The organism is Shumkonia mesophila (assembly GCF_026163695.1).
Taxonomy (GTDB): Bacteria; Pseudomonadota; Alphaproteobacteria; order Rhodospirillales; family Shumkoniaceae; genus Shumkonia; species Shumkonia mesophila.
This window is the reverse complement of the sequence record NZ_JAOTID010000004.1, coordinates 257,304-280,086: the sequence shown is the minus strand read 5'-3', so window position 1 is coordinate 280,086 and position 22,783 is coordinate 257,304. Positions and strand designations below refer to the sequence as shown.

Below are 22,783 nucleotides of genomic sequence, written 5' to 3'. Positions count from 1 at the left end.
ATGACGGCCGCCAGGGATCTGCGGCGATGGGATCAAAAGGGAATCGGCAAGCCGGAAGACGAAGATCGGGAACAGATAAAGAATCGAGCAGCCGAAAAACGGCATGGCCGAACGGCTGGTTTCGTCGCGCCAGACGCCGGTCACGGTTTCCGTCTTCCGAAGCCATGGAGACTCGCGCACGGCCTCGCGGCGGTTCAGTACGTCACGACCCGCCGGTAGAGATGCCAGGTCGCATGTCCCAGGACCGGCAAAACGACGGCGAGGCCGACAAAAAGCGGAAGCGCCCCGAGCAACAGGGCGGTCGCGACGACGAGGCCCCAAATCCCCATGGTCAGCGGATTCGCGAGAACGGCGCGGATCGACGTTCTGACCGCCACCGCGACCGGCACGTTGCGATCCAGGATCATCGGGAACGAGACCACGCTCAGCATGAAGACGATGGCGGCGAAGACGAAGCCCACCCCGCAGCCGACGACGATGAGCGCAAAGCCCGCCGGCGTGGTCAGGACGGTGTCGGCGAAGTCGGCCACCGAGTCGGGCAGGGTGCCGATGATCTCGGCATAGAGGACCCAGGCGGCGGCCAGCCAGACGAAATAGAAGAGCATCAGCAGCAGCCCGAGGGCGACGATGCCGCCGAACGCCGGGGAATGGACGACCTCGAGCGCATCCCAGCGCGACACCCGCAGCCCGGCCTCGCGCCGCCGGCTCAACTCGTAGGTGCCGACCGCGATCAGCGGGCCGATCAGCGTATAGCCGGCCAGCAGCGGGAAGACCAGCGGCAGCACCTCGTAGCCGGCATAGATCCTGGCGACGATCAGGGTGACGATGGGATAGGTCAGGCAGAGATAGAACAGGTGGGTCGGCATCGCATCGAAGTCGGCCCAACCCTTGAGCAGGGCGTCCTTCAAATCGGCCGGTCCGATGGTCAGCGCGAACGGCTGGCGGTGTTCTTCCAGCCTTTCGATCTTGGCGCCGGCACCGGCGACGGTGTTTCCTTGCATCATTGCCGTGTCTCCTCAACCGCTGCCGGCAACGGTCGCGAAGCCAGGGTGACGCAACCAAGATGACACAAGGGGCCGATCACGCTGTCGATCGCGCCGTACGGCAACCGACGTGTTCACGAAGCACTGTGCGGATCACCTAATACGGGCAATTATGCACGATTGGTACAAACGTGCAATTTATTATTAGTCGTGTTACAATACTTTTCAGAGAAGGCTTCACGGGAAGCCTATAGGGGAGGTTGTCTTTGTCGAATCCGGGGCCCGGGGTTCCGGAAGGGCGGCCGCAAAGGCCTTCGATCAGGGGAAGGCCGGCGGCACAGCCGGATCGCAAGGACGGCATTTCGGGAACGGCCGAGAGAGCGAGGTGAAGCGCCTGGCGGGCCACCGGATCGCGGCCCGGCTTCGCGCGAGTTCATGCCTGTGGACGCTGGACATGGGGGTGATTGCGGATGCTCGTCGCCGTCGTTCTTATCGTCATCGCGGTCGGCACCGTCGTATTCCACGTCGTGAGCCCGTGGTGGTGGACGCCCATCGCCTCGAATTGGCACAGCATCGATGACGCCACCCTCGTCACCTTCTGGATCACCGGCATCGCCTACGTCGCGGTCATCCTGTTCATGGCCTATTGCGCGGTCCGTTTCCGCTACCGGAAAGGCCGGCGGGCGGCGTACGAACCGGAAAACAAGCGCTTGGAGTGGGGGCTTACCGGGTTGACGTCGCTGGGTGTCATCGGCCTGCTGACGCCCGGCCTTATCGCGTGGAACGAATTCGTCACCGTCCCCGACGACGCGGCCGAGTTCGAGGTCGTCGGCCGCCAGTGGCAGTGGAGCTTTCGCCTGCCCGGCAAGGACGGGGTGTTGGGCGCCTCCGATCCCCGGCTGGTCGGCGGCGACAACACGTTCGGGCTCGATCCCAATGACCCCCGCGGCCAGGACGACGTTTTGATCGAGGGCGACGACCTGCACTTGCCGCTCGGCCGGCCGCTCAAGGTACTGATGCGCTCCGTCGACGTCATCCACGACTTCTACGTGCCTCACTTCCGGGCCAAGATGGACATCATTCCCGGCATGGTCACCCACTTCTGGTTCACCCCGACCCGGACCGGGACCTTCGACATCCTGTGCGCCGAGTTGTGCGGCCTCGGGCATCACACGATGCGCGGCATGGTCGTGGTGGAAGAGGAGACGGAGTATCGGGACTGGCTGCAAGGGCAGTCGACGTTTGCCGAACTGATGGCGCGGGCCGCGCCCGGCGACGCCGTGAAACTGGCCACCAATGACGGGCGGGAGGACGCCGCGGCGAATGGGGGTGCCCGGTCGGCTTCAAACCGACCGCACCCCCTCAACCGATAGCGGAAAGGGTGATCCCATGGCCTATGCCGAACCCGCAATCGTCGACCATGCTCCTCCAGCGGAAGTCCCGGAGGTCGAACTCTACCACGCCAAGACCTGGCTCACGAAATACGTCTTCTCGCAGGACGCCAAGGTCATCGCCATCCAGTACTCGCTGACCGCGATCGCCATCGGCCTGGTCGCCCTGGTGCTGTCGTGGCTGATGCGCCTGCAGCTCGGGTTCCCCGCGACCTTCTCGTTCATCGAGCCGTCGGACTACTACCAGTACGTGACCATGCACGGCATGATCATGGTCATCTACCTGTTGACCGCGCTGTTCCTGGGGGGCTTCGGAAACTATCTGATCCCGCTGATGGTCGGGGCGCGCGACATGGTGTTTCCCTACGTCAACATGCTGAGCTACTGGATCTACCTGGTGGCCGTGCTGGTCCTGGCGGCCAGTTTCCTTGTCCCCGGCGGCCCGAGCGGCGCCGGCTGGACCCTCTATCCGCCGCAGTCCATCCTCTCGGGAACCCCCGGGCAGGAATGGGGGATCATCCTGATGCTGGTCTCCCTCGCCCTCTTCATCATCGGGTTCACCATGGGCGGCCTGAACTATGTGGTGACCGTGCTCCAGGCCCGGGCGCGCGGCATGACGCTGATGCGCCTGCCGCTGACCGTATGGGGCATCTTCGTCGCCACCATCCTGGCCCTGCTGGCCTTTCCCGCGCTCTTCGTCGCCGTCGTCATGAGCCTGCTGGACCGCACCATCGGCACCAGCTTCTTCATGCCCCACATCGTCGAGATGGGGGAACAACTGCCGTATGGCGGGGGCAGCCCGATCCTGTTCCAGCACCTGTTCTGGTTTTTCGGCCATCCCGAGGTCTACATCGTCGCCCTGCCGGCTTTCGGCATCGTCTCCGACCTGATCAGCACGCATGCCAGAAGGAACATCTTCGGCTATCGGATGATGGTGTGGGCGATCATCGCCATCGGCGGCTTAAGCTTCGTGGTGTGGGCGCACCACATGTACGTCAGCGGGATGAACCCCTATTTCGGGTTCTTCTTCGCCACGACCACGCTGGTCATCGCCATCCCCACGGCGATCAAGCTTTACAACTGGGTGCTGACGCTGTGGCGCGGCAACATCCATTTCACCGTGCCGATGCTGTTTTGCATCGCCTTCATCGTGACGTTCCTGAATGGCGGCATCACCGGGCTTTTTCTCGGCAACGTCTCGGTCGACGTGCCGCTGTCCGACACCATGTTCGTGGTCGCCCACTTCCACATGGTGATGGGCGTGGCGCCGATCTTCGTCATCTTCGGGGCGATCTACCACTGGTATCCGCTGATCACCGGGCGGATGCTCAACCAGGCCTTGGGCCTGTTCCATTTCTGGGTCACCTTCATCGGCGCCTATCTGATCTTCCTGCCGCTGCACTATCTGGGCTTCGTGGGCGTGCCCAGGCGCTATTTCGAGATCGGCGAAACCGGCTTCGTCCCGGCATCGGCCGCCACGCTCAATGAATTCGTCACGGTCGTCGCCCTGATCGTCGGTTTCGCTCAGGTGGTGTTCATCGGCAACATGGCGTGGAGCGTCTTCGGCGGCCGTTTGGCCGGGCGCAACCCGTGGCGGGCGGCGACGCTGGAATGGCAGACGGCGGAGGTGCCGCCCGGACACGGCAACTGGGGCCCGGCGCTGCCGGTGGTCTATCGCTGGGCCTACGCCTACAGCGTGCCGGGCGTCGAGGACGACTTCGTGCCGCAAAACGTTCCGCCGAGCCAGGTCAAGGCCGCCGATCCCTCCGCCCGGGCGGCCGAGTAGGGGCGCGCGACATGGGTCTCCTGCGCCAGCTCACGGAAAAACCCTGGTTGCCGCAAGATGCGGTCGAACGACTGCATGCGGAACGCGCCATCGCCGCGCCGGCGGCCAAGATCGGCCTTCGGTTCTTTCTTGCCGTGGTGACCGTCCTCTTCTTTCTCCTGACCGTTGCCTATGCCGAGCGGATGCGGTTCGAGGCCTGGCGTCCGGGGCCGCAACCGGCGCTGCTGTGGCTGAACACGGTCCTGCTGATCCTGGGCAGCGTCGGGCTGCAATGGGCGCGGATGGCGGCGAGCCGAGGGCAGATCGACGGCGTGAGGAGGGGACTGATCGCCGGCGGCTTCTTCACGGTGGCCTTTCTGGCCGGGCAGATCGCGGCGTGGCGCCAGTTGGGCGGAATTCCCTTCTTCGACATGGCGAGCCCGGCCATCGCCTTCTTCTACCTGATTACCGCCATGCACGGCCTGCACATCCTGGGCGGTCTGGTGGCCTGGGGCCGAGCCACCGCCAGGGCGTGGCCGGCGACCGAGGTGGCGCGGGACCTGTACGCGAGCGTCGACCTCTGCGCCGTCTACTGGCATTTCCTGCTGCTGGTCTGGCTGGTTCTTTTCGGCCTGCTGTTCTCGGGGAACGGCAATATCGACCTTTTGTTGGCCCTTTGCGGGTTCAGGTAAGGGGGACGACGCGATGGCACCATCCGAACTTGCATCCACCACCGATCCCCTCGCCCAATCCGGGGGCTGGCCCGGCATCGTCGCCGACTGGTCTTCGGACCAGCGGGCCTTCAAGCAGGTGTCCTGGGGCAAGGCGATGATGTGGATCTTCCTCTTGAGCGACACCTTCGTGTTTGGCTGTTTCCTGCTGTCCTACATGACGGTGCGCATGTCGACGACGGTGCCGTGGCCCAATTCGAGCGAGATTTTCGCCCTGACCATCGCCGGCGAAAGCATCCCCCTCATCCTGATCGCCATCATGACCTTCATCCTGATCACCAGCAGCGGGACGATGGCCATGGCCGTCAACTTCGGCTACCGGCGCGACCGCGTGAAGTCGGCGGTACTGTTGCTGGTGACCGCCGTGTTCGGCGCCATGTTCGTCGGCATGCAGGCCTTCGAGTGGACCAAGCTGATCGTCGAGGAAGGCGTCCGCCCGTGGGGCAATCCCTTCGGCGCCGCCCAGTTCGGGTCGAGCTTTTTCATGATCACCGGCTTTCACGGCTTTCATGTCTCGGTCGGCGTGCTGTTCCTCGTCATCATCGCCCGCAAGGTGTGGCGGGGCGATTTCGACCACGCCCGGCCGGGCTTCTTCACCAGCCGCAAGGGCCACTACGAGGCGGTCGAGATCATGGGCCTCTACTGGCACTTCGTCGACCTGGTGTGGGTCTTCATCTTCGCGGTGTTCTATCTCTGGTAGGGACGAGGCCATGCAGCAAACCGCGCACCAAACCGTTCAGGAACCCATGCCGCAAACCACCCCGCATGCCGCGGGGCAGCAGCAGCACTCGATCGGCGTCTACTTCAAGATCTGGGGCCTGCTCTTCGTGCTGAGCACGTTCTCCTACCTGGTCGACTACTTCCACATCCAGGGCTACCTGCGCTGGACGCTTATCCTGGTGTTCATGGTGCTGAAGGCCGGGCTGATCGTCGCCGTCTTCATGCACATGGTGTGGGAGCGCCTCGCCCTGATCTATGCCATCCTGATCCCGCCGCTGCTGGTGCTGGTGTTTGTCGCCCTGATGGTCTTCGAGGCGGACTACACCTTCGCGACGCGAAACCTGTTCTTCGGCAACGGCAACTGAGGTAAAGCGCCGCACCCGCAGAATTAAGGGCCACCCGGGACTTCCCCACCTCACCTTGCCCCTCTCCGCCCCCAAGGGGTGGCGAGGGAATGTGCGGAATCAGCCCTCTCCGCCCTTCAAAGGGGGGAGAGGGTGGCGCGTCAGCGCCGGGAGAGGTGGGTGCTGCCGTAGCCCGGGATCTCCCAGGGGTGGAGTTCACCCCGCCGGGTTGATCAGCGTGCCTTCGGCTGGGGCGGCGCGTTCGATCAGCACGCGCTCGCCGACCACCCTGACCCGGCCGTCGGCGATCAGGCGGACGGCCAGCGGGTAGATCTTGTGCTCCTGTTCCAGCACGCGCGCCGCCAGCGTATCGGGGGTGTCGTCGGCCCGCACCGGCACGGCGGCCTGCACGATGATGGGGCCGTCGTCCATGGCCGGGCGCACGAAATGGATGGTGCAGCCGGCGAAGCGGGCGCCGGCTTCCAGCACCCGCTCGTGGGTGTGCAGGCCGCGGAAGGCCGGCAGCAGCGAGGGATGGATGTTGATCAGCCGGTTGTTCCAGCGCTTGATGAAGCCGTCGGTCAGGATGCGCATGAAGCCGGCCAGGCACACGAGGTCGGGCCGGGCCCCCAGGATGCGCTCGTGGATGGCGTCCTCGAAGCTTGCGCGGTCGGCGAAATCCCGGTGGCTGATCACCGACGTTTGGATCTTGGCCTTTCTGGCGCGCTCCAGGCCCTGGACGCCTTCCACGTTGGAAAGCACAAGGGCGATCTCGGCTGGAAAATCGGGCGCCGCGCAGGCGTCGATCAGGGATTGGAGATTGCTGCCCCTGCCCGAGATCAGAACCGCCAGTTTCTGGCGTGCCATGTTTCCTCCACGTTTTTGAGGATCACGCGCGGCTCTTCGTCCGCGCTTTCGATCAGGCGGCCGATCGGCGTTACCGTCTCGCCGTTGTCCGCCAGGGCCTGGCTCACCGCCCGCACCCGATCGGGTTCGACCAGGGCGACCATGCCGATGCCGCAGTTGAACGTGCGGGCCATTTCCCCCGTCGGCACTTCGCCCTTGGCGGCCAGCCAGGCGAAGACCGGCGGCAGCGTCCAATTGGCGACGTCGATCTCGACCGCCGTGCGCTTGGGCAGCACGCGCGGGATGTTCTCGACAAGCCCGCCGCCGGTGATGTGGGCGAAGGCCTTGACGCCGCCCGTCGCGATGGCGGCGAGGCAGCTTTTGACGTAGATGCGGGTCGGCCTCAGCAGCGCCTGGCCCAAGGCGGTGCCCGGCTCGAACTCGGCCTCGGCGGCATAGTCGAGGCCGCTCTTCTCGACGATGCGCCTGACCAGCGAGAAGCCGTTGGAATGCAGCCCGTGCGAGGCGATGCCGAGCAGCACGTCGCCGGCCTTGGCCCGGCCGTTGGGCAGGATGGCGTCGCGCTCCACGGCGCCGACGGCGAATCCGGCGAGGTCGTAATCCTCGCGGGCGTACATGCCGGGCATTTCGGCGGTTTCGCCACCGATCAGCGCGCAGTTGGACTGCCGGCAGCCCTCGGCGACGCCGCCGATGACGATGGTGCCGGTCGCCACCTCGAGCCGGCCCATGGCGTAGTAGTCGAGGAAGAACAGCGGCTCGGCGCCCTGGACCACCAGGTCGTTGACGCTCATCGCCACCAGGTCGATGCCGACCGTGTCGTGGATGCCGGCGGCAATCGCGATCTTGAGCTTGGTGCCCACGCCGTCGGTGGCGGCGACCAGCACCGGGTCCCTGTAGCCGCAGGCCTTCAGGTCGAACAGGGCGCCGAACCCGCCCAGGTCCGAAGCGACGCCCGTGCGCGCGGTCGAGGCGGCCAGCGGCCTGATGGCATCCACCAGCGCATCGCCGGCAACGATGTCGACGCCCGCGTCTTTATACGTGAGACCGCTAATGGCTTCCTCCACCCATCCAACGTGCTAACATGCGCGTCCAAATCGAGCGTAACATACCGGATCGGAGACGCTTTGCAATGTTCGATCACCGCCGATGGCGTGCCTGGGGGCACCGCGCCGTTCTTGCCCTCGCCATCTCGCTGGGAGGCGGCGCAGCCCCCCTTCTGGCGGCGATGCCGGACGTCTACGAGGTCGCCGGCGTTGCCGTCGACGTCACTGCCGAAACGGCGGCCAAGGCCCGTGATACCGCCATCGGCGAAGGCCACGCCAAGGCCTTCCGCCAGTTGCTGGCGCGCCTGACGCTCAAGGCCGACCGCGGTCGCCTGCCGGAGCTGACGGTGAATGGAATCGCCGCCTACGTGACCGACTTCTCGGTGGCCAACGAGAAGACCTCGGCGACCCGCTACCTGGCCAGCCTGACCTTCCGCTTCAAGCGCGAGGCCATTCGCCGGCTGCTCACCGATTATCGCCTGCCGTTCGCCGAAACGCCGAGCAAGCCGGTGCTGGTGCTGCCGGTCTTCGAAGAGGCCGGCGCGGTGCTGTTGTGGGACACCCCCAATCCCTGGCGGACCGCCTGGGAGGAGACGCCGGCGCCCGACGGCCTGGTGCCGCTGGCGCTGCCGCTGGGCGACCTTTCCGACATCGCGGCCATCGGGGCCGAACAGGCGGTGCGCGGCGACGCGCAGCGGCTGGCGGCCATCGCCTCGCGCTACGGGGCTGGCGATTCGCTGGTGGCCCACGCCATCAAGACCGTCGAGCCCCGGGCCAACACCATCCGGATCGACGTCTCGACCACCCGCTACGGCCCGACCGGCGGCGGCCAGACGCTGGTCCGCGCCTATGCCTCGGCGGCCGGCGAGACGACGGAGGCCCTGCTGCGACGGGCCGCCGCCGAGATCGCGGTGGAGGTCGAGGACGACTGGAAGCGCGACAACCTGTTGCAGTTCGGCAGGCCCGGCGTCATCGCCGTGACCATTCCCATCGGCGCCTTGAGCGAATGGCTGGCGATCCGCGACCGGATGGCCGGGATGGCGGTGATCCGCTCCACCGACGTGGTTTTTCTGTCGCGGACGGAAGTGCGGGCCAACCTTCAATTCGTCGGCACGACGGAGCAGTTGACCCTGGCGCTGGCCCAGGCCGACCTCGCGCTCGCCCAGGAAGGCGCGGCGTGGGTCCTGCGCTCGCTGCGGAAAGGATCGTAAGGGTTTGAGCCTGCCCAACTTCATTTCCCTCGGCCGGCTGCTGGCGGTGCCGGTGGCGGTGTGGCTGATTCTCTCCGGCAAGTTCGGCTTCGCCTTCTGGGTCTTCATCGCCGCCGGCATCAGCGACGCCGTCGACGGCTTCCTGGCCAAGCGGATGAACGCCCAGACCGAGCTGGGCAAGGTGCTGGACCCGCTGGCCGACAAGGCGCTGCTGGTGGCGGTCTACGTCACCCTGGGCCAGGCCGGGCACCTGCCGGTCTGGCTGGTCATCCTGGTGGTGTTCCGCGACCTTCTGATCGTCGGCGGCATCATCCTTTCCCACACCCTGGGCCGGCCGGTGCGCATGCGCCCGCTGCTGGTCAGCAAGCTCAACACCGGGGCCCAGATCGTGCTGGCGGGCGGTATCCTGGCCGTGCTGGGCTTGGGTCTCAGGGTCGACCAGTTGATCCTGCCGATGGTCTGGCTGGTGGCGGCGACGACGGCGGTTTCGGGCGGCGCCTACTTGGTCACCTGGGCCCGGTTCGTCACCTCGGCGGGGGACGGAAACTGATGCAAAACGCCAAGATTTTGGCCGGCCTGGCCGGAGTGGCCGTCGTCTGCGTCCTCATCTACATGCTGAGCGGCATGCTGACGCCGTTCCTGGCCGGCGCGGCCATCGCCTATTTCCTCGACCCCCTGGCCGACCGCCTGGAACGGCTGGGCTGCTCGCGCACGCTGGCCGTCACCCTCATCATCGCCGCCTTCTTCCTCGTCGTCATCCTGCTCCTGGCGCTCCTGATTCCGATCGTCCAGGTGCAGGTGGCCGGTTTCCTGGAGCGCTTGCCCGGCTATATCGAGGCCCTGCGCGTCCAGGCCGCGCCCCTCATCGACCGCCTGCGCTATGCGTTGCCGGAAGGCCAGATGCAGGAACTGCGCTCGGCCGCCGGCCAGCAGGCCGGCACGGCCATCAAGTGGGTGGGCGGGCTCTTCACCGGCATGCTGACGGGGGGCGTGGCGCTCATCAACCTGATCTCGCTCGTCATCGTCATGCCGCTGGTCGCCTTCTACATGCTGCGCGACTGGGACCGCATGGTGCGGCGCATCGACGAACTGGTGCCCGGCGCCATTCACCAAACGGTGCGCGAACAGGCCGCCGAGATCGACCGCACGCTGTCGGCCTTCGTGCGCGGCCAGGCCCTGGTCTGCCTGCTGCTGGGAACCTTCTACGCCGTCGGGCTTTCCCTGGTCGGGCTGGAATTCGGCATCGTGGTCGGCTTCGGCACCGGGCTGATGTCGTTCATCCCCTATTTCGGCATGGGATTGGGCCTCGTCGTCGGCATGGGCATCGCGGTTGCCCAGTTCTCGGACTGGGTGCCCATCGCGCTCACCGCTGCGGTCTTTGCCGTCGGCCAGTTCATCGAGGGCAACTTCCTCACCCCCCGCCTGGTCGGCGACCGCGTCGGCCTGCACCCGGTGTGGGTGATCTTCGCGGTGATGGCGGGCGGCGCGCTGTTGGGCTTCACCGGGGTGATCCTGGCCATTCCGGTGGCCGCCACCCTCGGCGTGCTGGTGCGCTTCGCGGTGGAACGCTATCGCCAGAGCCAGGTCTACGCCTTGGGCGGAGATGCCGACAGGTGACGCCGCCGGCCCAGCTTCCCCTCGAATTCGGCCACCGGCCGGCGCTTGGCGGCGACGATTTCCTGGTCGCCGCCCCCAACGCCGACGCCGTGGCCTGGCTCGACCGCTGGCCCGACTGGCCGGCCCCGGCGCTGGTCATCCACGGGGCGCCGGGCTGCGGCAAGTCGCACCTCTGCCAGGTGTTCTTGAGCGCCAGCGGCGGCCGCGCGGTTTCCATCGACGCGCTCGGCGCCGCCACGCCGCCCGAAATCGTCGGCACGGCGCCCGCGCTTGTCATCGACGACGTCGACGCGGTGCTGGCCCACGGCCTCGAACGCGAACTCTTCCACCTTTACAATTTCGTCGCCGAAAGCCGCCGCCACCTGCTGATGACGGCCGCCGCCGCGCCTTCCCGCTGGGACGTGAAGCTTCCCGACCTGCGCTCGCGCCTGAATGCCGCCATGGCCTGCGAAATCGGCCCGCCCGACGACCCCCTGATGGCGGCCGTGCTGGTGAAACTGTTCGCCGACCGCCAGCTCAAGATCGACGACGGGGTGCTGGCCTTCCTGCTGGCCCGCATGGAACGCTCCTTCGACGCCGCCCGCCGCGCCGTCGCCGCGCTCGACGCCGCCGCGCTCGCCGAGCGCCGCAACATCACCGTGCCGCTGGCGCGCGAGGTGTTGGGAAGGATGGAGGGGGCGGCTTCTTAGTTGGGTTAAGGTTACGATTACGATCCTGAATTGATTCCTATGAGCGGCTGCAAGAATCCAAAACCGACATCAAGGTTCAACGTCATCGCTGGGGAAGCAGCCGGTACTGGCTGAGGGCAAGCCGCCCTTCGTCGGACATCCGGGGCAGGGCGTCCAACAGGATGCCTTCGATGAGTGGGCTGACCTGCTGGCGTGCCTCGCGGGCCGCCAGCATGTCGGTACGGGTCTTGTCCCCGTCGAACGGCCGTTCCGCGATGTCGGCACGCACCCGTTCCACCGCCTGGAACGATTGCCGCCACAAGGGAACCAACTCCGGGAACTTCCTGGCGAACGCGCCGCGGAGGATGTGGCCGTCGGCGGGCGGCAGTTTCTCCGCTATTTGCCGGAGAATGGCCTGGACGACGACACCCCCGACCGGGCCATCGGCAATGACCTCCGAGAGAAGGCTCTCCGGATGCCGGTGGCGCCAAGCCTGGGCCCCGATGAAGCCGGCGAAGAACAGATTGAAGGCGATCGACAGGCCCACGGCCCAATACGTCCAGCGGAAGCGTCCGTCCTGCCCGCGCATCACAGCCACTCCTCGATGCCCGCCGCGCCATACCCCAGCAGGAGGGCGACGGCCGGCACCCCTAGCTGTGGCGAAGACTGCCAGGCGGGGCTGATGACGACACCCGCAAGCCAACCGGCCAGAGCCGTGGCCGCCAGGATGGCGCCGACGGGCTTCGAGAACAGCCAGCGCCAATCCCAGGATCGCGTTGGCCGGGCGCGGATTTGGCGAAGCGCGGCATCGGTGATTGCGGCGGTCCTGCCGGAATCGGCCCGAACAGTTTGCTCCAGGCGCCTGCGGTCCAACGTGAACAGCGCGTCCAGGCGTTGAGCCGCCTCCCATTTCTCGCGAGCCGCGGGCGATGCGTCGAGCAAGGCCTCGCCGGCCACGCGTTGGGCATCCGGCCAACGCCGGAAATCGGCGCCGAAGGTGTCGAGCAGGCGAATGAACTGTTCAAGATTCATGGGTCGACCTTCATGGATGGACTGAGAGATTCCTGCAAATGCTGCTGCACCGTCTGCCGGGCCCGATGCAGAAGGGACCAGAACGCCCGCAGGCTGACGTGCATGACCGCGGCGGCGTCCTCGCCGCTCAGTTCCTCGTAGTAGAAAAGCGTGACGGCCGCCCGCTGCCGGGGTTGCAGCAACTGCACGGCGGCCGCCAGCCGGCGGGCATCATCCTGCCGCGACAGGGTTTCAAGCGCGCCCGGCGCGGGATCCTCGGCCTCCATGACCAAGTCCAGCGAGACGGTCCGCGACGCGCGCAAACGGTCGAGGCAAAGCCTATAGACGATCGTGTAGATCCAGGTCGTCAGCCGCGAGAGGTCCGCCCGCCAGCTTCCGGCGTTCATCCAAATGCGCAACAGCGCCTCCTGTGCCACGTCGTCCACCTCCGCCGTGGGGCCGAGCATTTTCCGGCCAAGCCTCAAAATCCGCCCCAGATGACGATCCGCCAGAAGCCGGAAGGCCCTTTCGTCTCCGTCCGCGATGCGCTCCATAAGCGCCTCGTCGCCCGTCTCTTCCCCGGTTGTCATCAAGAGACCCTGATTCCATCGCAAGGCGGCTCGCGATGACAGAGAACCCGGCGTGCCACCACCCGCCGCAACGCAGCGGGGAACGGCGCCGCGCCTCGTCTCCGCGTTTTTTCGAAAGCCCCCATCATCCTGAACTGGATCCAGCGTCTCCTTCTCTTCGGTCCGGGCCGCCTGGGACGCCCCCGACCACATCGCCAACGACCATGATACGGCCTAACCCGCGAAAGTTTTCGCGACAACGACAAGGTCGCCGCCGATGCGAAATTCAGGGGCGCGTCGCGGAAACTTGGCAAGCCTTCGCCGTATCAATCCTCGAAGGGCCGTGATGCGGCCGGCTTTTGTTGAGCCCGAATAAGGAGACTACGATGTTTGTTGCCGTTCCGGAAAAGCGCAATCGGTGGGAAGGAAAATTCGCCGCGGCCATTCTTGCCGCCGGCGTCGGCCTATCCGTCTGCACTCCCGTTGCGTGGGCCCAACAGCAGGACGCACCGGCCGAGAAGGCCGTTCGGCAGGCCTGCACCTCCGACTTCCGCTCCCTATGCTCCGGCGTGCGGCCCGGCGGCGGCCGCATCCTCGCCTGTCTCCAGAAAAATGAGGCGAAGCTGTCATCCGGCTGCCGGCAGGCGCTGGCCAACGCCAAGGCGGCGAAATCAAACGACACGGAGAGCGCCACCCAACCGAAGTGAGCCGAAGGAGGGCCGAGACGCGCGGGCTGCCTTTGATCGCGGGAACGAGGCGTGGGTTGCCTGCGGGAAGGACTGGTTGATGAACACCCCGGACGGAATTGGGACGATCGTGCAGGAAATTTCCCCGCCGCTCCCTCGCGCGGCGCCGATGTCCAGGCGTCGATTGCCAAGGGTGCGCGGCCGCTGGCTAGCATTGGTTGTTTTTCTTTCCCTCGCTGGCGCGAGCGGGACGGCATGGTGGAGCGCGCGCGGTCCGGCGCCCGTATCCTATGTCACGATGCCGATAACGCGGGGACCCGTGGTCCGCACGGTGACGGCCAGTGGAACCGTCAATCCGGAGTTGACAGTCCTTGTCGGGACCTATGTCTCCGGGGTCATCCAGCAGTTGAATTGCGATTACAACACCAAGGTCGTAGCCGGCCAGGTCTGCGCCAAGATCGACCCGCGGCCCTATCAGACGGCGGTCGATCAGGATCGGGCCAACGTGGCGGTGGCCAGGGCCCAGTTCGAGAAGGACCAAGCGAACCTCACCTACGCGAAGCGCGATTTCGAGCGCAAGCAGATGCTGGTCGCGCGCCAGTCGGTTTCCCAGGATGCGGCCGACATGGCGAAAAACGCCTATGACCAGGCCGTCGCCCAGATCGCTCTCGACCGGGCGACGATCGCCCAGCGCCAGGCCGCGCTGGACGCCGCCATAGTCAATCTCGGGTATACCGACATCGTATCCCCTGTAGATGGCACGGTGGTGTCGCGCAACGTGACCCAGGGCCAGACCGTAGCCGCCAGTTTCCAGACTCCGACCCTGTTCCTGATCGCCACCGATCTGACAAGGATGCAAGTCGACACCAACGTCAGCGAAAGCGATATCGGCGACATCAAGGAGGGCGACAAGGCGACCTTTACGGTCGACGCCTTCCCCAACCGGATATTCGCGGGGCGGGTGATCCAGGTCCGCCAATCACCCCAAACAGTGCAGAACGTCGTCACCTACGATGCAGTGATCGGCGTCGGCAACCGCGACTACGCGCTGAAGCCGGGGATGACCGCGTCCATGCACATCGTCGTCGAGCAGAAGGACGACGTGCTGCGCGTTCCCAATCAAGCCCTGCGGTATGCGCCCAGTGCCCCGACGGACGCCGCCGCCACCAAGGTAGCAGCCGCCGGTTCCGGCGAAACGGCCGCCCTGTGGATCCTGCGCGATCGTCGGCCCGTTCGACTCTCGGTCGTTCGCGGCCTGGCAGACGAAGCCTTCACCGAAATCGCCGAGGGCGGCCTCGGTCCCGGTGACCCAGTCGTCGTCGGCGAGGAAAGCGGTCCCGACCGGGGCCGATAGAAATTGCCCGCGGCTGCGTTTCCGTGCGGGTCGTTGATATGCGCATAGGTATTGGCATGCCGGAACCCGTCCTCAAGGTCGAGAATGTGACGCGTGCCTTCATGGTCGGCGACCAGGAGGTGCAGGCGCTGGCCGGCGTCAGCCTGGTGGTCGAGAAAGGCGAGTTCGTGGCCATCATGGGGGCCTCGGGGTCCGGCAAGTCGACGCTAATGGCGATCCTCGGCTGTCTCGATCAGCCGACCAGCGGCCATTATTTCTTCGAGGGCATCGACGTGGCGGCGCTCCGCGAACCGGACTTGGCGCGTATCCGGGGCGAACGCCTCGGCTTCGTGTTCCAAAGCTTCAACCTACTCGCCAGGGCCAGCGCCGTCGAGAACGTCGGCCTGCCGCTCTATTATGCGGTTTCAGGACCGGTCCGCCGGCGGGCGCGCCTGGAGCGGGCACGTGCGATGCTGGGGTTCCTCGGCCTTGGCGGGCGCGAGCGCAACACGCCGGGCCAACTCTCGGGCGGCCAGCAACAGCGCGTCGCCATCGCGCGCGCGCTGATCAACGGGCCGGGCCTGTTGCTTGCCGATGAACCGACCGGCAACCTCGACACCAGGACATCCCATGAAATCATGGAAACGCTGGTTTCCCTCAACCGCGAGCACGGTGTTACCGTCGTCCTCGTCACACACGAGGCCGATATCGCCGCCTATGCCGATCGCATCGTGACCATGCGCGACGGCAATGTCGTCTCCGACGAACGGATCGCCGAGCCCGGGCGCCCGCTGGTCGCGCCGATGCCCCCGGCGGGTCCTGGGCGTGTTCCGCTCCTTGGGATGTCCGAAGAAGATGGGCCTCCGGTGGTTCCCGCGGCAGGCTTGTGGGCCTTCGGATCGATGATTCTCGCCACCGCCGCCCAGGCGCTCGGCCGCAACAAGATGCGCTCGGCGCTTACCATGCTGGGCGTTTTCATCGGCGTCGCCGCCCTGATCGTCATGGTCGCCGTGGGGGAAGGCGCCAACGAGGCGGTGCGCGAGCAAATCGAGAGCCTCGGCACCAACGTCGTGGTGATCCTGCCTGGCGCTTCCACGCTGGGCGGCGTCCGTGGAGGCTTCGGCAGTGCCAGCACGTTGACGGTCGGAGATGCGCTGGCGATCCGCCGGGAGGCTCCCGCGGTCGGCCAGGTCGGTTACGTCATCCGGCAGCAGGGGCAGGTCCAGTACGCGGGCCGCAACTGGACGACCAGCATTCAAGGCGTCAGCAACGACTATCCGCGGATCACCAACTGGCGGATCGCCGCCGGCCGCGGTCTTACGGCCGAGGACGACCGCAGGGCGGATCTCATCGCCGTTATCGGGGAGACGGTGTACCGCCAGCTTTTCCGGGTTGGCGAGAATCCGCTCGGCACTGTCATCCAGGTCAAGGGCGTGCCGCTGCGCGTGGTCGGCGTTCTCGCCGCCAAGGGCCAATCGCCTCTTGGCCAGGATCAGGACGACCTTGTCATGACGCCGTTCGCGACGGCTGAACGCAAGGTTCTGGGTGTCGCGGCACCAAACCGGCAGGAGACGCCCCTCAACTGGCCCTATCTGCCGCCGCCCAATCCGTACGATCTGCAGGCGCGCCTCACCGGCTTTGCCAACATGATCTTTGTCCAGGCGGCGAGTCCGCAGCAGGTTCAAGCAGCCATTTCACAAGTGATCGAGATGCTGGAACGCCGCCATCGCATCGCAGCAGGCGGTGTCAGGGACTTCGACGTGCGCAACCTCAGTCAGTTCGTCGAGACGGCCGAGAGGAGCGGACGGATCATGGCGCTTCTGCTGGCCGCCGTGGCCTCGATCTCGCTCCTGGTCGGCGGCATCGGCATCATGAACATCCTGCTCGTCTCGGTCACCGAGCGAACGCGCGAGATCGGCCTTCGGATGGCTATCGGCGCCAGACGGCGGCACGTCCTTCTCCAGTTCCTTGCGGAAGCCGTTTTTCTCAGCGTCAGCGGCGGGATTGCTGGAATCGCCATGGGGATCGCATTTGCCGCCGCCATCTCGGCCATTTCTAGCTGGTCCACGCCTGTCTCGCCGACTGCCATCGCCGGGGGGTTCCTGTTTGCCGCCGCCATAGGCGTCTTCTTCGGCTATTATCCGGCCCGCAAGGCAGCCGGGCTCAATCCCATCGAGGCGCTACGCTACGAGTAAGCTGTATTTGTGCCAACGATCAGTATCGCCGCATGATGCGAGCCGACGGCACTATGGCCACACGCAGCCAATTTTTGCGGCTTCCCGTTTCGGGCTCCCTCGCCTCCGTCCCCTACTTCCCGCCTTCGAGCTTGAAGGAGAGTTTCAGGCGTACCCGGTAGGCGGTGATCTTGCCGTCCTCGATTTTCATGTCCTGCTCGTCCATCGTCGCCACGGCCTGTTGCCGACGTCGAGCCGAGACGCTCCGTTGACGGAAACGTTATCGTATATCATAATCAACTTGTCTGATGAGTAGGCAAGTTGGCGGATGGCTGCCGCGGGCGCGGCGCGCGCGGCGGGAAAGCCAGGGGGAGACGGCGTGGGGCCGGTCAAGAAGGTCAGACTCTCCGAAAGCGTGGTGGACGCCATCAAGCAGATGATCGTCGACGACGGTTTTGCGCCGGGCGCCAAGTTCTATTCGGAAAACGAGCTCACCGCCAAGCTCGGGATCAGCCGCTCCTCGGTGCGCGAGGCCGTGCGCATCCTCGAAGTCATCGGCCAGCTGTCGGTCGCCCACGGCAAGGGCATCTTCATCGTCAAGACCGACGCCCATCCCTTCGAGGGCTTCGTCGATTGGCTCAGGAACAACGACCAATCGTTGCAGGAGCATTTCGAGGTCCGCCTGATCGTCGAGCCGCAGGCGGCCCGCCTGGCCGCCCTGGCCGCCACGCCCGAGGACGTCGCCCAGCTTGAGAAGGCGCACGCCGGCTTCGTACGCAACGCCCGCCTCGGGCTCACCGCCGAAACCATCCAGTGCGACCGCGACTTTCACAAGCTGCTGGCCCGGGCCACCCACAACAAGGTGCTGGCCGCCCTGATCCGCACGATGACCACGTCCCTGATCGACGACTGGATCTCCAGCTTCCACACCCCCGGCCGCATGGAAAAGACGGTCGGCGAGCACGGCCTGGTGCTGGAAGCGGTCAAGTCCGGCGATGCCGAAGCGGCCAGGGAGCACATGGCCACCCACCTGCGCAACGCCATCCGCGACATCAAGAAATCGTCCGCCACCGACGGTCGGCGGTAAACCCCGGAGCCATCATGCTGCGCATCACCACCCTGGTCGAAGATTCATTGGGAGAGCACAAGGGCCTCGTCCACGAGCACGGCCTTTCTTTCCACATCGACACCGGCCGGGACCGCCTGTTGTTCGACACCGGGCAGAGCGATGCCATCGTGCTGAACGCCGCCAAGCTGCGCATCGACCTTTCGGAGGTGCGCCTGGTGGTGCTGAGCCACGGCCACTACGACCACTCCGGCGGGCTGCGCGCGCTGGCGGCCTGTGCCTCGGGGTTCGGGGTGGCGACCGGCCCGGGATTCTTCGACGACAAGTACGGCGACCTCGGTGCCGCCTGCGAGTTCCTGGGCAATGATTTCGACGCCCAATGGCTGGCCGAGAACGGGATCGCCCACACGACGCTGACCGAGCCGGTCCGCGAGGTGGCGCCCGGTGTTCATGCGCTTACCGATTTTCCGCGCCGCCATCCCGACGAGCGGGTGAACCCGCGCTTCAAGGTGCGGGTGGGGGGCGTCTTCGTCGAGGATACCTTCGCCGACGAGGTGATGCTGGCCGTCGATACGCCCAGGGGGCTGATCGCCGTGCTCGGCTGTTCGCACCCGGGCGTCAAGAACATGCTGGACGCCGCCGCCGAGCGGCTGGGCCGGCCGATCCATGCGGTGATCGGGGGCACCCACCTCGTCGAGGCCTCGCCCGACAGCCTGGCGCTGACCATCCAGTACCTGAAGCAGAAGGAGATTGCCGTCATCGGGGCTTCCCACTGCACCGGTGCCGCCGCCATGGACCGCCTGGCGGCCTTCGACAACCGCTACTACCGCAACGGGACGGGAACCGCCCTCATCCTCGACTAGGGGCGGCCACGCGCGTGCTTGCCGCGGGACATCCACCCCCCGGCAGGAAAGAAACGTAGAACAGGCACACAAGGAGGAAATGCAAGATGTTGACGCGAAAGAAATTTCTGGGTCTGACCGCCGCCGCCGTGGCCGTTCCGCTGGCCGCGCCGTTCATCGGCTCGGCCAAGGCGGCCGAAAAGACGATCACCTGGAAGTCGTCGGGCCACGGCCCGGCCTCCGATCCCTCGCAGATCTACCATGACAAGTGCTGCCAGGCGATCACCAAGGCCTCGGGCGGCCGCCTGACGGTGAAGCCCTTCGTCGGCGGCTCGATCGTTCCCGCCTACAAGGAAGTGGACGCCATTCACGACAACGTCCTGCAGATGGCCTACACCTGCCCGATGTACAACCTGGACAAGTGGAAGTCCGCCGGCCTCATCAGCTCGCGGCCGGGCGCGTTGCCGGGCGAGGCGCTGCGCAGCTGGTTCGATTTCGCCGGCGGTGCCGACCTCATGAACAAGATGATGGAAGGCTACAACGTCATGACCTTCCCCGGCGCCCTGTCGCCGCTGCCGGAAGAGGTCTTCTTCCATTCCAAGGTCAAGCTCGAAGGCATGCAGAGCATCAAGGGGCTGAAGGCCCGCTGCATGGGCGACGGCGGCGAAATCTTCAAGCGCCTGGGCGCCGCCACCGTCATCATCCCCGGCGGCGAGCTGTTCGAGGCGATGCAGCGCGGCACCATCGACGCCTTCGAATATTCCACGCTGGCGTCGAACTGGACCATGCACTTCAACGAGGTGGCGAAGTACGTCTACCTGTCTTCGACCCGCGCGCCCAGCGATCCGCAGGTCTTCTACGTCAACAAGGACGCCTGGGCCAAGCTGCCCGAAGACCTTCGGGAAATCGTCGCCGCCGAGGTCGCCAAGCACACCCAGGACCAGCACGAGTATCTGGTCGTCGAGTCGCTGAAGGCGGTCGAGAAGTTCCGCGCCGCCGGCAACGAGGTGCTGCGCGTGCCCAAGGACATCGACGAGGCGCTGCTGGCCGAGGCCGACAAGTTCTACGCCGAGAAATCGAAGTCCGAGAAGCCGATCTTCAAGGAGATCTACGACTCCATGAAGACCTTCGGCGTGGCGTACAACGCGATCAAGTAAGCCGAGTCAGCAAGACATGGCGTGATGACATCGGTGCGTTCGGGCGCAGGAGACCCTCTCCGCCCCATCGGGGGGAGAGGGCCGGGGTGAGGTGGGGAAGCCTGAGGCCAGCCCACCTTACCCGGCGCTTTGCGCCACCCTCTCCCCCCTCCAGGGCGGAGAGGGAAACTTTGCTCGGTTCGATGACGTCATGCCGCCAAGAAAAGAAAGCCGGGACGGCAAGGAGAGAAGCATGTCCACCTTACTGAAACTGCCACGATACATAGACCGCCTGAGCGAAGCCTCGGGCGCTTTCGGAAAGTGGTTTGCTTTTCTCCTTGTCCTCATCGGATCGTATGAGACGATCTCGCGCCATTTCTTCGGCGCCCCCACCATCTGGGCCTATGATTCGCTGTGCATGGCGGGCGGTGCCGTCTACCTGCTCGGCGCCTCCTACACCTACCTCAAGGACTCCCACATCCGCGTCGACCTCCTCTACAGCCGCCTTTCGCCGCGGCGGCAGGCGGCGCTCAACATCGTCTGCTCGCTCGTCTTCTTCTTCCCGCTGATGGGCGTGCTGCTGTGGGAGGCTATCCGCTGGTCGATCCGGGCGTGGCGCATCGACGAGGTGATGTTCAACAGCTTCTGGTATCCGCCGGCCGCCCCCTACCGCACGCTGGTCGCCGTCGGCCTGCTGCTGCTGGTTCTCCAGGGCGTCGCCCGCTTCATCCGCGACGTCAACCTCCTGGCCGGAGGGGACGCCCATGATTGAGTTCAGCCCGGAAACCGTCGCCGTCCTCATGCTGGGCGGCGTCTTCGTCCTCGTGCTGACCGGCTTCCCGATCGCCTTCGTCATCGGTTCCGTCGCCTTCTTCGTCGGCATCCTGCAATTCGGCACGAACACCACCTTCCACATCCTCTACGGCCGCTTCTACGACCTGTCGCTCAATTATCCCTACCTGGCGGTGCCGCTGTTCACCTTCATGGGCGTCGTGCTGCAACATTCCGGCATCACCAAGGACCTTTACCAAAGCCTCTACGAGGCCCTGGGACGGCTCAGGGGCGGGCTGCTGCTGGTCACCATCATCTTCGGCACCATTTTGGCCGCCTGCCTGGGCGTCATTGCCGCCTCGGTGACCATCCTGACGCTCGTCGCCCTCGCCCCCATGGTCCAGCGCGGCTACGACAAGTCGCTGGCCGCCGGTACCATCGTCGCCACCGGCACGCTGGGCATCCTGATTCCGCCTTCCATCATGCTGGTGGTCTACGGGCCGCAGGCCGGCCTGTCGATCGGCCAGATGTTCATGGCAGCCGTGTTCCCGGGGCTCCTGCTGTCGGCCTTCTACATGATCTACGTGACGGCCCGCTGCTGGCTCAACCCGGCGCTCGGCCCGGCCATCCCGGAAGTCCAGATGACCCCCTTCAGCGCCGGCAAGTTGATCGGCCTGCTGAAGTCGCTGGTGCCGCCGGTCGCCCTCATGGTGGCGGTGCTGGGTACCATCTTCCTTGGCATCGCGCCGCCCACCGAGGCCGCCGCCGTCGGCTGCCTGGCCTCCATCCTGCTCGCCGTGTTCTATGGAAAGTTCAGCTGGGACCTGATCAAGCACGCCTCCATCGAGACGCTTCGCGTTTCCGCGTTCGTGGTGATGATCGCCGCGCTCTGCTACGCCTTCGTCGGCATCTTCATGAACGCCGGCTCGGGCGACGTGGTGGCCGACATGATCATGGCGGTGCCGGGTGGCAAGTGGGGCGCCTTCGCGATGATCATGGGCATCGTCTTCGCACTCGGCATGTTCATCGAGTGGATCGGCATCGTCTTCATCATCGTGCCGATCTTCACGCCCATCCTCGAACAGCTGGGCTTCGACCCGCTGTGGGCGGGCATGATGATCTGCCTCAACCTGCAGATGGCCTTTCAGACGCCGCCGATGGCGATGTCGATCTTCGTGCTCAAGGGCACGGCGCCCAAGGAGTTGGGCCTGACCATGGCCGAGATCATCAGGGGTGTCCTTCCGTTTGTCGGCATCATCATGGTGACGCTGGTGCTGTGCACGATCTTCCCCGAGATCATCACCTGGCTGCCGGCCCAGATGAACGGTCCTGCGAAGTAGGCCGACGCCACGGCGGAGGGCGGTCCCCGGGCGCGCGCTTTGCGCCTGGCGCTACTTGCCGCCTTCGAGCTTGAAGGAGAGTTTCAGGCGCACCCGGTAGGCGGTGATCTTGCCGTCCTCGATCTTCATGTCCTGCTCGTCCACCGTCGCCACGCGCAGGTCGCGCAGGCTTTGGCCGGCCTGGGCGATGGCGGCCTTGGCGGCCTTTTCCCAGGATTCGGTGCTGGAGCCGACGAGCTCCACGACCTTGTAGACGCTTTCCGTCATGGCCTTCTCCTTCGCTTGCGATGCCTCGATGCTTGCTTGACGCCGCGCCCCGTCGCGCGGCCCCGCCTCCGCCGGTGATGCCCGGCTGTTCTCGTTTCAGGAAGGGTTCAAGGATAGCACAACCGCCGACCGCCGCCGACGGTTCCCGGCGTCGTGTTCGCGATGACAAGAGAGACGGCGTGGCTTCCGAACTCTTCGTCATTCCCGCGAATGCGGGAATCCAGGATAACCGCTCCGTCACTCGCACT

25 protein-coding genes are annotated in these 22,783 nt (G+C 65.8%); 17 read left to right on the top strand and 8 right to left on the bottom strand.

Annotated elements, in window-relative coordinates; genetic code table 11:
* Positions 1-194 precede the first annotated feature (194 nt).
* Positions 195-1,004, bottom strand: coding sequence for a DUF2189 domain-containing protein (locus ODR01_RS09540; protein ID WP_316977408.1), 810 nt, complete (start codon positions 1,002-1,004; stop codon positions 195-197).
* Between the two features lie 449 nt (positions 1,005-1,453).
* Here ODR01_RS09540 and ODR01_RS09535 point away from each other — a divergent pair, with 449 nt between their 5' ends.
* From ODR01_RS09535 to ODR01_RS09515, 5 genes are read left to right on the top strand one after another with little or no spacing between them, the layout of a single operon-like run.
* A complete protein-coding gene (locus ODR01_RS09535; RefSeq protein ID WP_316977407.1) occupies positions 1,454-2,356 on the top strand; it encodes a cytochrome c oxidase subunit II in 903 nt (300 codons plus the stop codon).
* Positions 2,357-2,372: 16 nt separating this feature from the next.
* The gene (locus ODR01_RS09530; RefSeq protein ID WP_316977406.1) at positions 2,373-4,160 is read left to right on the top strand and encodes a cytochrome c oxidase subunit I; all 1,788 of its coding nucleotides are present in this window, start codon (positions 2,373-2,375) and stop codon (positions 4,158-4,160) included.
* Positions 4,161-4,171: 11 nt separating this feature from the next.
* Positions 4,172-4,831 (top strand): cytochrome c oxidase subunit 3, encoded by a 660-nt coding sequence (locus ODR01_RS09525; protein ID WP_316977405.1) that lies wholly within the window; start codon positions 4,172-4,174, stop codon positions 4,829-4,831.
* 13 nt (positions 4,832-4,844) lie between these two features.
* On the top strand, positions 4,845-5,570 hold the full coding sequence (locus tag ODR01_RS09520) for a heme-copper oxidase subunit III family protein (protein WP_316977404.1): 726 nt from the start codon (positions 4,845-4,847) through the stop codon (positions 5,568-5,570).
* A 46-nt stretch (positions 5,571-5,616) separates the two neighbouring features.
* Positions 5,617-5,955: a cytochrome C oxidase subunit IV family protein gene (locus ODR01_RS09515; protein ID WP_316977403.1), complete on the top strand. Its 339-nt coding sequence runs from the start codon at positions 5,617-5,619 to the stop codon at positions 5,953-5,955.
* Between the two features lie 195 nt (positions 5,956-6,150).
* On the opposite strand, the gene purN is transcribed toward ODR01_RS09515, so the two are convergent.
* Positions 6,151-6,801, bottom strand: coding sequence for a phosphoribosylglycinamide formyltransferase (purN, locus tag ODR01_RS09510; protein WP_316977402.1), 651 nt, complete (start codon positions 6,799-6,801; stop codon positions 6,151-6,153).
* Entirely contained in the window at positions 6,774-7,865 is a 1,092-nt protein-coding gene (purM, locus tag ODR01_RS09505) for a phosphoribosylformylglycinamidine cyclo-ligase (RefSeq protein WP_316977401.1), read from the bottom strand. Before purM ends, purN begins: the two co-directional genes overlap by 28 nt.
* A gap of 65 nt (positions 7,866-7,930) precedes the next feature.
* On the opposite strand from purM, the gene ODR01_RS09500 reads away from it, so the two are divergent.
* The 4 genes from ODR01_RS09500 to ODR01_RS09485 are packed head-to-tail and all read left to right on the top strand — an operon-like array spanning position 7,931 to position 11,361.
* Positions 7,931-9,055: a DUF2066 domain-containing protein gene (locus ODR01_RS09500; protein ID WP_316977400.1), complete on the top strand. Its 1,125-nt coding sequence runs from the start codon at positions 7,931-7,933 to the stop codon at positions 9,053-9,055.
* A 4-nt stretch (positions 9,056-9,059) separates the two neighbouring features.
* Positions 9,060-9,605: a CDP-alcohol phosphatidyltransferase family protein gene (locus ODR01_RS09495; RefSeq protein ID WP_316977399.1), complete on the top strand. Its 546-nt coding sequence runs from the start codon at positions 9,060-9,062 to the stop codon at positions 9,603-9,605.
* Positions 9,605-10,672: an AI-2E family transporter gene (locus ODR01_RS09490; RefSeq protein ID WP_316977398.1), complete on the top strand. Its 1,068-nt coding sequence runs from the start codon at positions 9,605-9,607 to the stop codon at positions 10,670-10,672. The genes ODR01_RS09495 and ODR01_RS09490 overlap by 1 nt, the downstream gene beginning before the upstream one ends.
* Positions 10,669-11,361, top strand: a complete 693-nt coding sequence (locus ODR01_RS09485) for an HdaA/DnaA family protein (protein ID WP_316977397.1) — start codon at positions 10,669-10,671, stop codon at positions 11,359-11,361. The genes ODR01_RS09490 and ODR01_RS09485 overlap by 4 nt, the downstream gene beginning before the upstream one ends.
* Positions 11,362-11,443: 82 nt before the next feature.
* Here the strand turns inward: ODR01_RS09485 and ODR01_RS09480 are convergent, their stop codons facing one another.
* The 3 genes from ODR01_RS09480 to ODR01_RS09470 are packed head-to-tail and all read right to left on the bottom strand — an operon-like array spanning position 11,444 to position 12,905.
* A complete protein-coding gene (locus ODR01_RS09480; protein ID WP_316977396.1) occupies positions 11,444-11,929 on the bottom strand; it encodes a periplasmic heavy metal sensor in 486 nt (161 codons plus the stop codon).
* Positions 11,929-12,372 (bottom strand): hypothetical protein, encoded by a 444-nt coding sequence (locus tag ODR01_RS09475; RefSeq protein WP_316977395.1) that lies wholly within the window; start codon positions 12,370-12,372, stop codon positions 11,929-11,931. Before ODR01_RS09475 ends, ODR01_RS09480 begins: the two co-directional genes overlap by 1 nt.
* A complete protein-coding gene (locus ODR01_RS09470) occupies positions 12,369-12,905 on the bottom strand; it encodes a sigma-70 family RNA polymerase sigma factor (protein WP_316977394.1) in 537 nt (178 codons plus the stop codon). Before ODR01_RS09470 ends, ODR01_RS09475 begins: the two co-directional genes overlap by 4 nt.
* A 401-nt stretch (positions 12,906-13,306) precedes the next feature.
* On the opposite strand from ODR01_RS09470, the gene ODR01_RS09465 reads away from it, so the two are divergent.
* The 3 genes from ODR01_RS09465 to ODR01_RS09455 are packed head-to-tail and all read left to right on the top strand — an operon-like array spanning position 13,307 to position 17,134.
* Complete coding sequence (locus tag ODR01_RS09465) at positions 13,307-13,627, top strand: cysteine rich repeat-containing protein (protein WP_316977393.1); 321 nt, start codon at positions 13,307-13,309, stop codon at positions 13,625-13,627.
* Positions 13,533-14,960, top strand: coding sequence for an efflux RND transporter periplasmic adaptor subunit (locus ODR01_RS09460; protein ID WP_449441448.1), 1,428 nt, complete (start codon positions 13,533-13,535; stop codon positions 14,958-14,960). The genes ODR01_RS09465 and ODR01_RS09460 overlap by 95 nt, the downstream gene beginning before the upstream one ends.
* Before the next feature lie 56 nt (positions 14,961-15,016).
* On the top strand, positions 15,017-17,134 hold the full coding sequence (locus ODR01_RS09455; RefSeq protein WP_316977391.1) for an ABC transporter permease: 2,118 nt from the start codon (positions 15,017-15,019) through the stop codon (positions 17,132-17,134).
* Between the two features lie 112 nt (positions 17,135-17,246).
* Here ODR01_RS09455 and ODR01_RS09450 read toward each other — a convergent pair whose 3' ends face one another.
* Positions 17,247-17,339 (bottom strand): dodecin domain-containing protein, encoded by a 93-nt coding sequence (locus tag ODR01_RS09450; protein WP_316977466.1) that lies wholly within the window; start codon positions 17,337-17,339, stop codon positions 17,247-17,249.
* 102 nt (positions 17,340-17,441) lie between these two features.
* Between ODR01_RS09450 and ODR01_RS09445 the strand changes: the two genes are divergently transcribed.
* The 5 genes from ODR01_RS09445 (at position 17,442) to ODR01_RS09425 (ending at position 22,268) form a co-directional block, all read left to right on the top strand.
* On the top strand, positions 17,442-18,200 hold the full coding sequence (locus tag ODR01_RS09445; RefSeq protein WP_316977390.1) for a FadR/GntR family transcriptional regulator: 759 nt from the start codon (positions 17,442-17,444) through the stop codon (positions 18,198-18,200).
* Positions 18,201-18,214: 14 nt separating this feature from the next.
* The gene (locus tag ODR01_RS09440) at positions 18,215-19,042 is read left to right on the top strand and encodes an MBL fold metallo-hydrolase (RefSeq protein WP_316977389.1); all 828 of its coding nucleotides are present in this window, start codon (positions 18,215-18,217) and stop codon (positions 19,040-19,042) included.
* An 86-nt stretch (positions 19,043-19,128) separates the two neighbouring features.
* Positions 19,129-20,178 (top strand): TRAP transporter substrate-binding protein DctP, encoded by a 1,050-nt coding sequence (gene dctP / locus ODR01_RS09435; protein ID WP_316977388.1) that lies wholly within the window; start codon positions 19,129-19,131, stop codon positions 20,176-20,178.
* A 232-nt stretch (positions 20,179-20,410) separates the two neighbouring features.
* Complete coding sequence (locus ODR01_RS09430; RefSeq protein ID WP_316977387.1) at positions 20,411-20,929, top strand: TRAP transporter small permease subunit; 519 nt, start codon at positions 20,411-20,413, stop codon at positions 20,927-20,929.
* The gene (locus ODR01_RS09425; RefSeq protein ID WP_316977386.1) at positions 20,922-22,268 is read left to right on the top strand and encodes a TRAP transporter large permease; all 1,347 of its coding nucleotides are present in this window, start codon (positions 20,922-20,924) and stop codon (positions 22,266-22,268) included. Before ODR01_RS09430 ends, ODR01_RS09425 begins: the two co-directional genes overlap by 8 nt.
* 51 nt (positions 22,269-22,319) lie before the next feature.
* On the opposite strand, the gene ODR01_RS09420 is transcribed toward ODR01_RS09425, so the two are convergent.
* Positions 22,320-22,535 carry a dodecin family protein gene (locus tag ODR01_RS09420; RefSeq protein WP_316977385.1) on the bottom strand — a complete coding sequence of 72 codons (216 nt, stop codon included), beginning with the start codon at positions 22,533-22,535 and terminating at the stop codon, positions 22,320-22,322.
* Positions 22,536-22,783: the final 248 nt, after the last annotated feature.

Excerpts from the sequence above, each read along its gene's own strand:
- ODR01_RS09540 (WP_316977408.1), bottom strand. The coding sequence starts at position 1,004 with ATGATGCAAGGAAACACCGTCGCCGGTGCCGGCGCCAAGATCGAAAGG.
- ODR01_RS09535 (WP_316977407.1), top strand. The coding sequence starts at position 1,454 with ATGCTCGTCGCCGTCGTTCTTATCGTCATCGCGGTCGGCACCGTCGTA.
- ODR01_RS09530 (WP_316977406.1), top strand. The coding sequence starts at position 2,373 with ATGGCCTATGCCGAACCCGCAATCGTCGACCATGCTCCTCCAGCGGAA.
- ODR01_RS09525 (WP_316977405.1), top strand. The coding sequence starts at position 4,172 with ATGGGTCTCCTGCGCCAGCTCACGGAAAAACCCTGGTTGCCGCAAGAT.
- ODR01_RS09520 (WP_316977404.1), top strand. The coding sequence starts at position 4,845 with ATGGCACCATCCGAACTTGCATCCACCACCGATCCCCTCGCCCAATCC.
- ODR01_RS09515 (WP_316977403.1), top strand. The coding sequence starts at position 5,617 with ATGCCGCAAACCACCCCGCATGCCGCGGGGCAGCAGCAGCACTCGATC.
- purN (WP_316977402.1), bottom strand. The coding sequence starts at position 6,801 with ATGGCACGCCAGAAACTGGCGGTTCTGATCTCGGGCAGGGGCAGCAAT.
- ODR01_RS09500 (WP_316977400.1), top strand. The coding sequence starts at position 7,931 with ATGTTCGATCACCGCCGATGGCGTGCCTGGGGGCACCGCGCCGTTCTT.
- ODR01_RS09490 (WP_316977398.1), top strand. The coding sequence starts at position 9,605 with ATGCAAAACGCCAAGATTTTGGCCGGCCTGGCCGGAGTGGCCGTCGTC.
- ODR01_RS09480 (WP_316977396.1), bottom strand. The coding sequence starts at position 11,929 with ATGCGCGGGCAGGACGGACGCTTCCGCTGGACGTATTGGGCCGTGGGC.
- ODR01_RS09475 (WP_316977395.1), bottom strand. The coding sequence starts at position 12,372 with ATGAATCTTGAACAGTTCATTCGCCTGCTCGACACCTTCGGCGCCGAT.
- ODR01_RS09470 (WP_316977394.1), bottom strand. The coding sequence starts at position 12,905 with ATGGAGCGCATCGCGGACGGAGACGAAAGGGCCTTCCGGCTTCTGGCG.
- ODR01_RS09465 (WP_316977393.1), top strand. The coding sequence starts at position 13,307 with ATGTTTGTTGCCGTTCCGGAAAAGCGCAATCGGTGGGAAGGAAAATTC.
- ODR01_RS09460 (WP_449441448.1), top strand. The coding sequence starts at position 13,533 with ATGAGGCGAAGCTGTCATCCGGCTGCCGGCAGGCGCTGGCCAACGCCA.
- ODR01_RS09455 (WP_316977391.1), top strand. The coding sequence starts at position 15,017 with ATGCCGGAACCCGTCCTCAAGGTCGAGAATGTGACGCGTGCCTTCATG.
- ODR01_RS09450 (WP_316977466.1), bottom strand. The coding sequence starts at position 17,339 with ATGGACGAGCAGGACATGAAAATCGAGGACGGCAAGATCACCGCCTAC.
- ODR01_RS09445 (WP_316977390.1), top strand. The coding sequence starts at position 17,442 with ATGGCTGCCGCGGGCGCGGCGCGCGCGGCGGGAAAGCCAGGGGGAGAC.
- ODR01_RS09440 (WP_316977389.1), top strand. The coding sequence starts at position 18,215 with ATGCTGCGCATCACCACCCTGGTCGAAGATTCATTGGGAGAGCACAAG.
- dctP (WP_316977388.1), top strand. The coding sequence starts at position 19,129 with ATGTTGACGCGAAAGAAATTTCTGGGTCTGACCGCCGCCGCCGTGGCC.
- ODR01_RS09430 (WP_316977387.1), top strand. The coding sequence starts at position 20,411 with ATGTCCACCTTACTGAAACTGCCACGATACATAGACCGCCTGAGCGAA.
- ODR01_RS09425 (WP_316977386.1), top strand. The coding sequence starts at position 20,922 with ATGATTGAGTTCAGCCCGGAAACCGTCGCCGTCCTCATGCTGGGCGGC.
- ODR01_RS09420 (WP_316977385.1), bottom strand. The coding sequence starts at position 22,535 with ATGACGGAAAGCGTCTACAAGGTCGTGGAGCTCGTCGGCTCCAGCACC.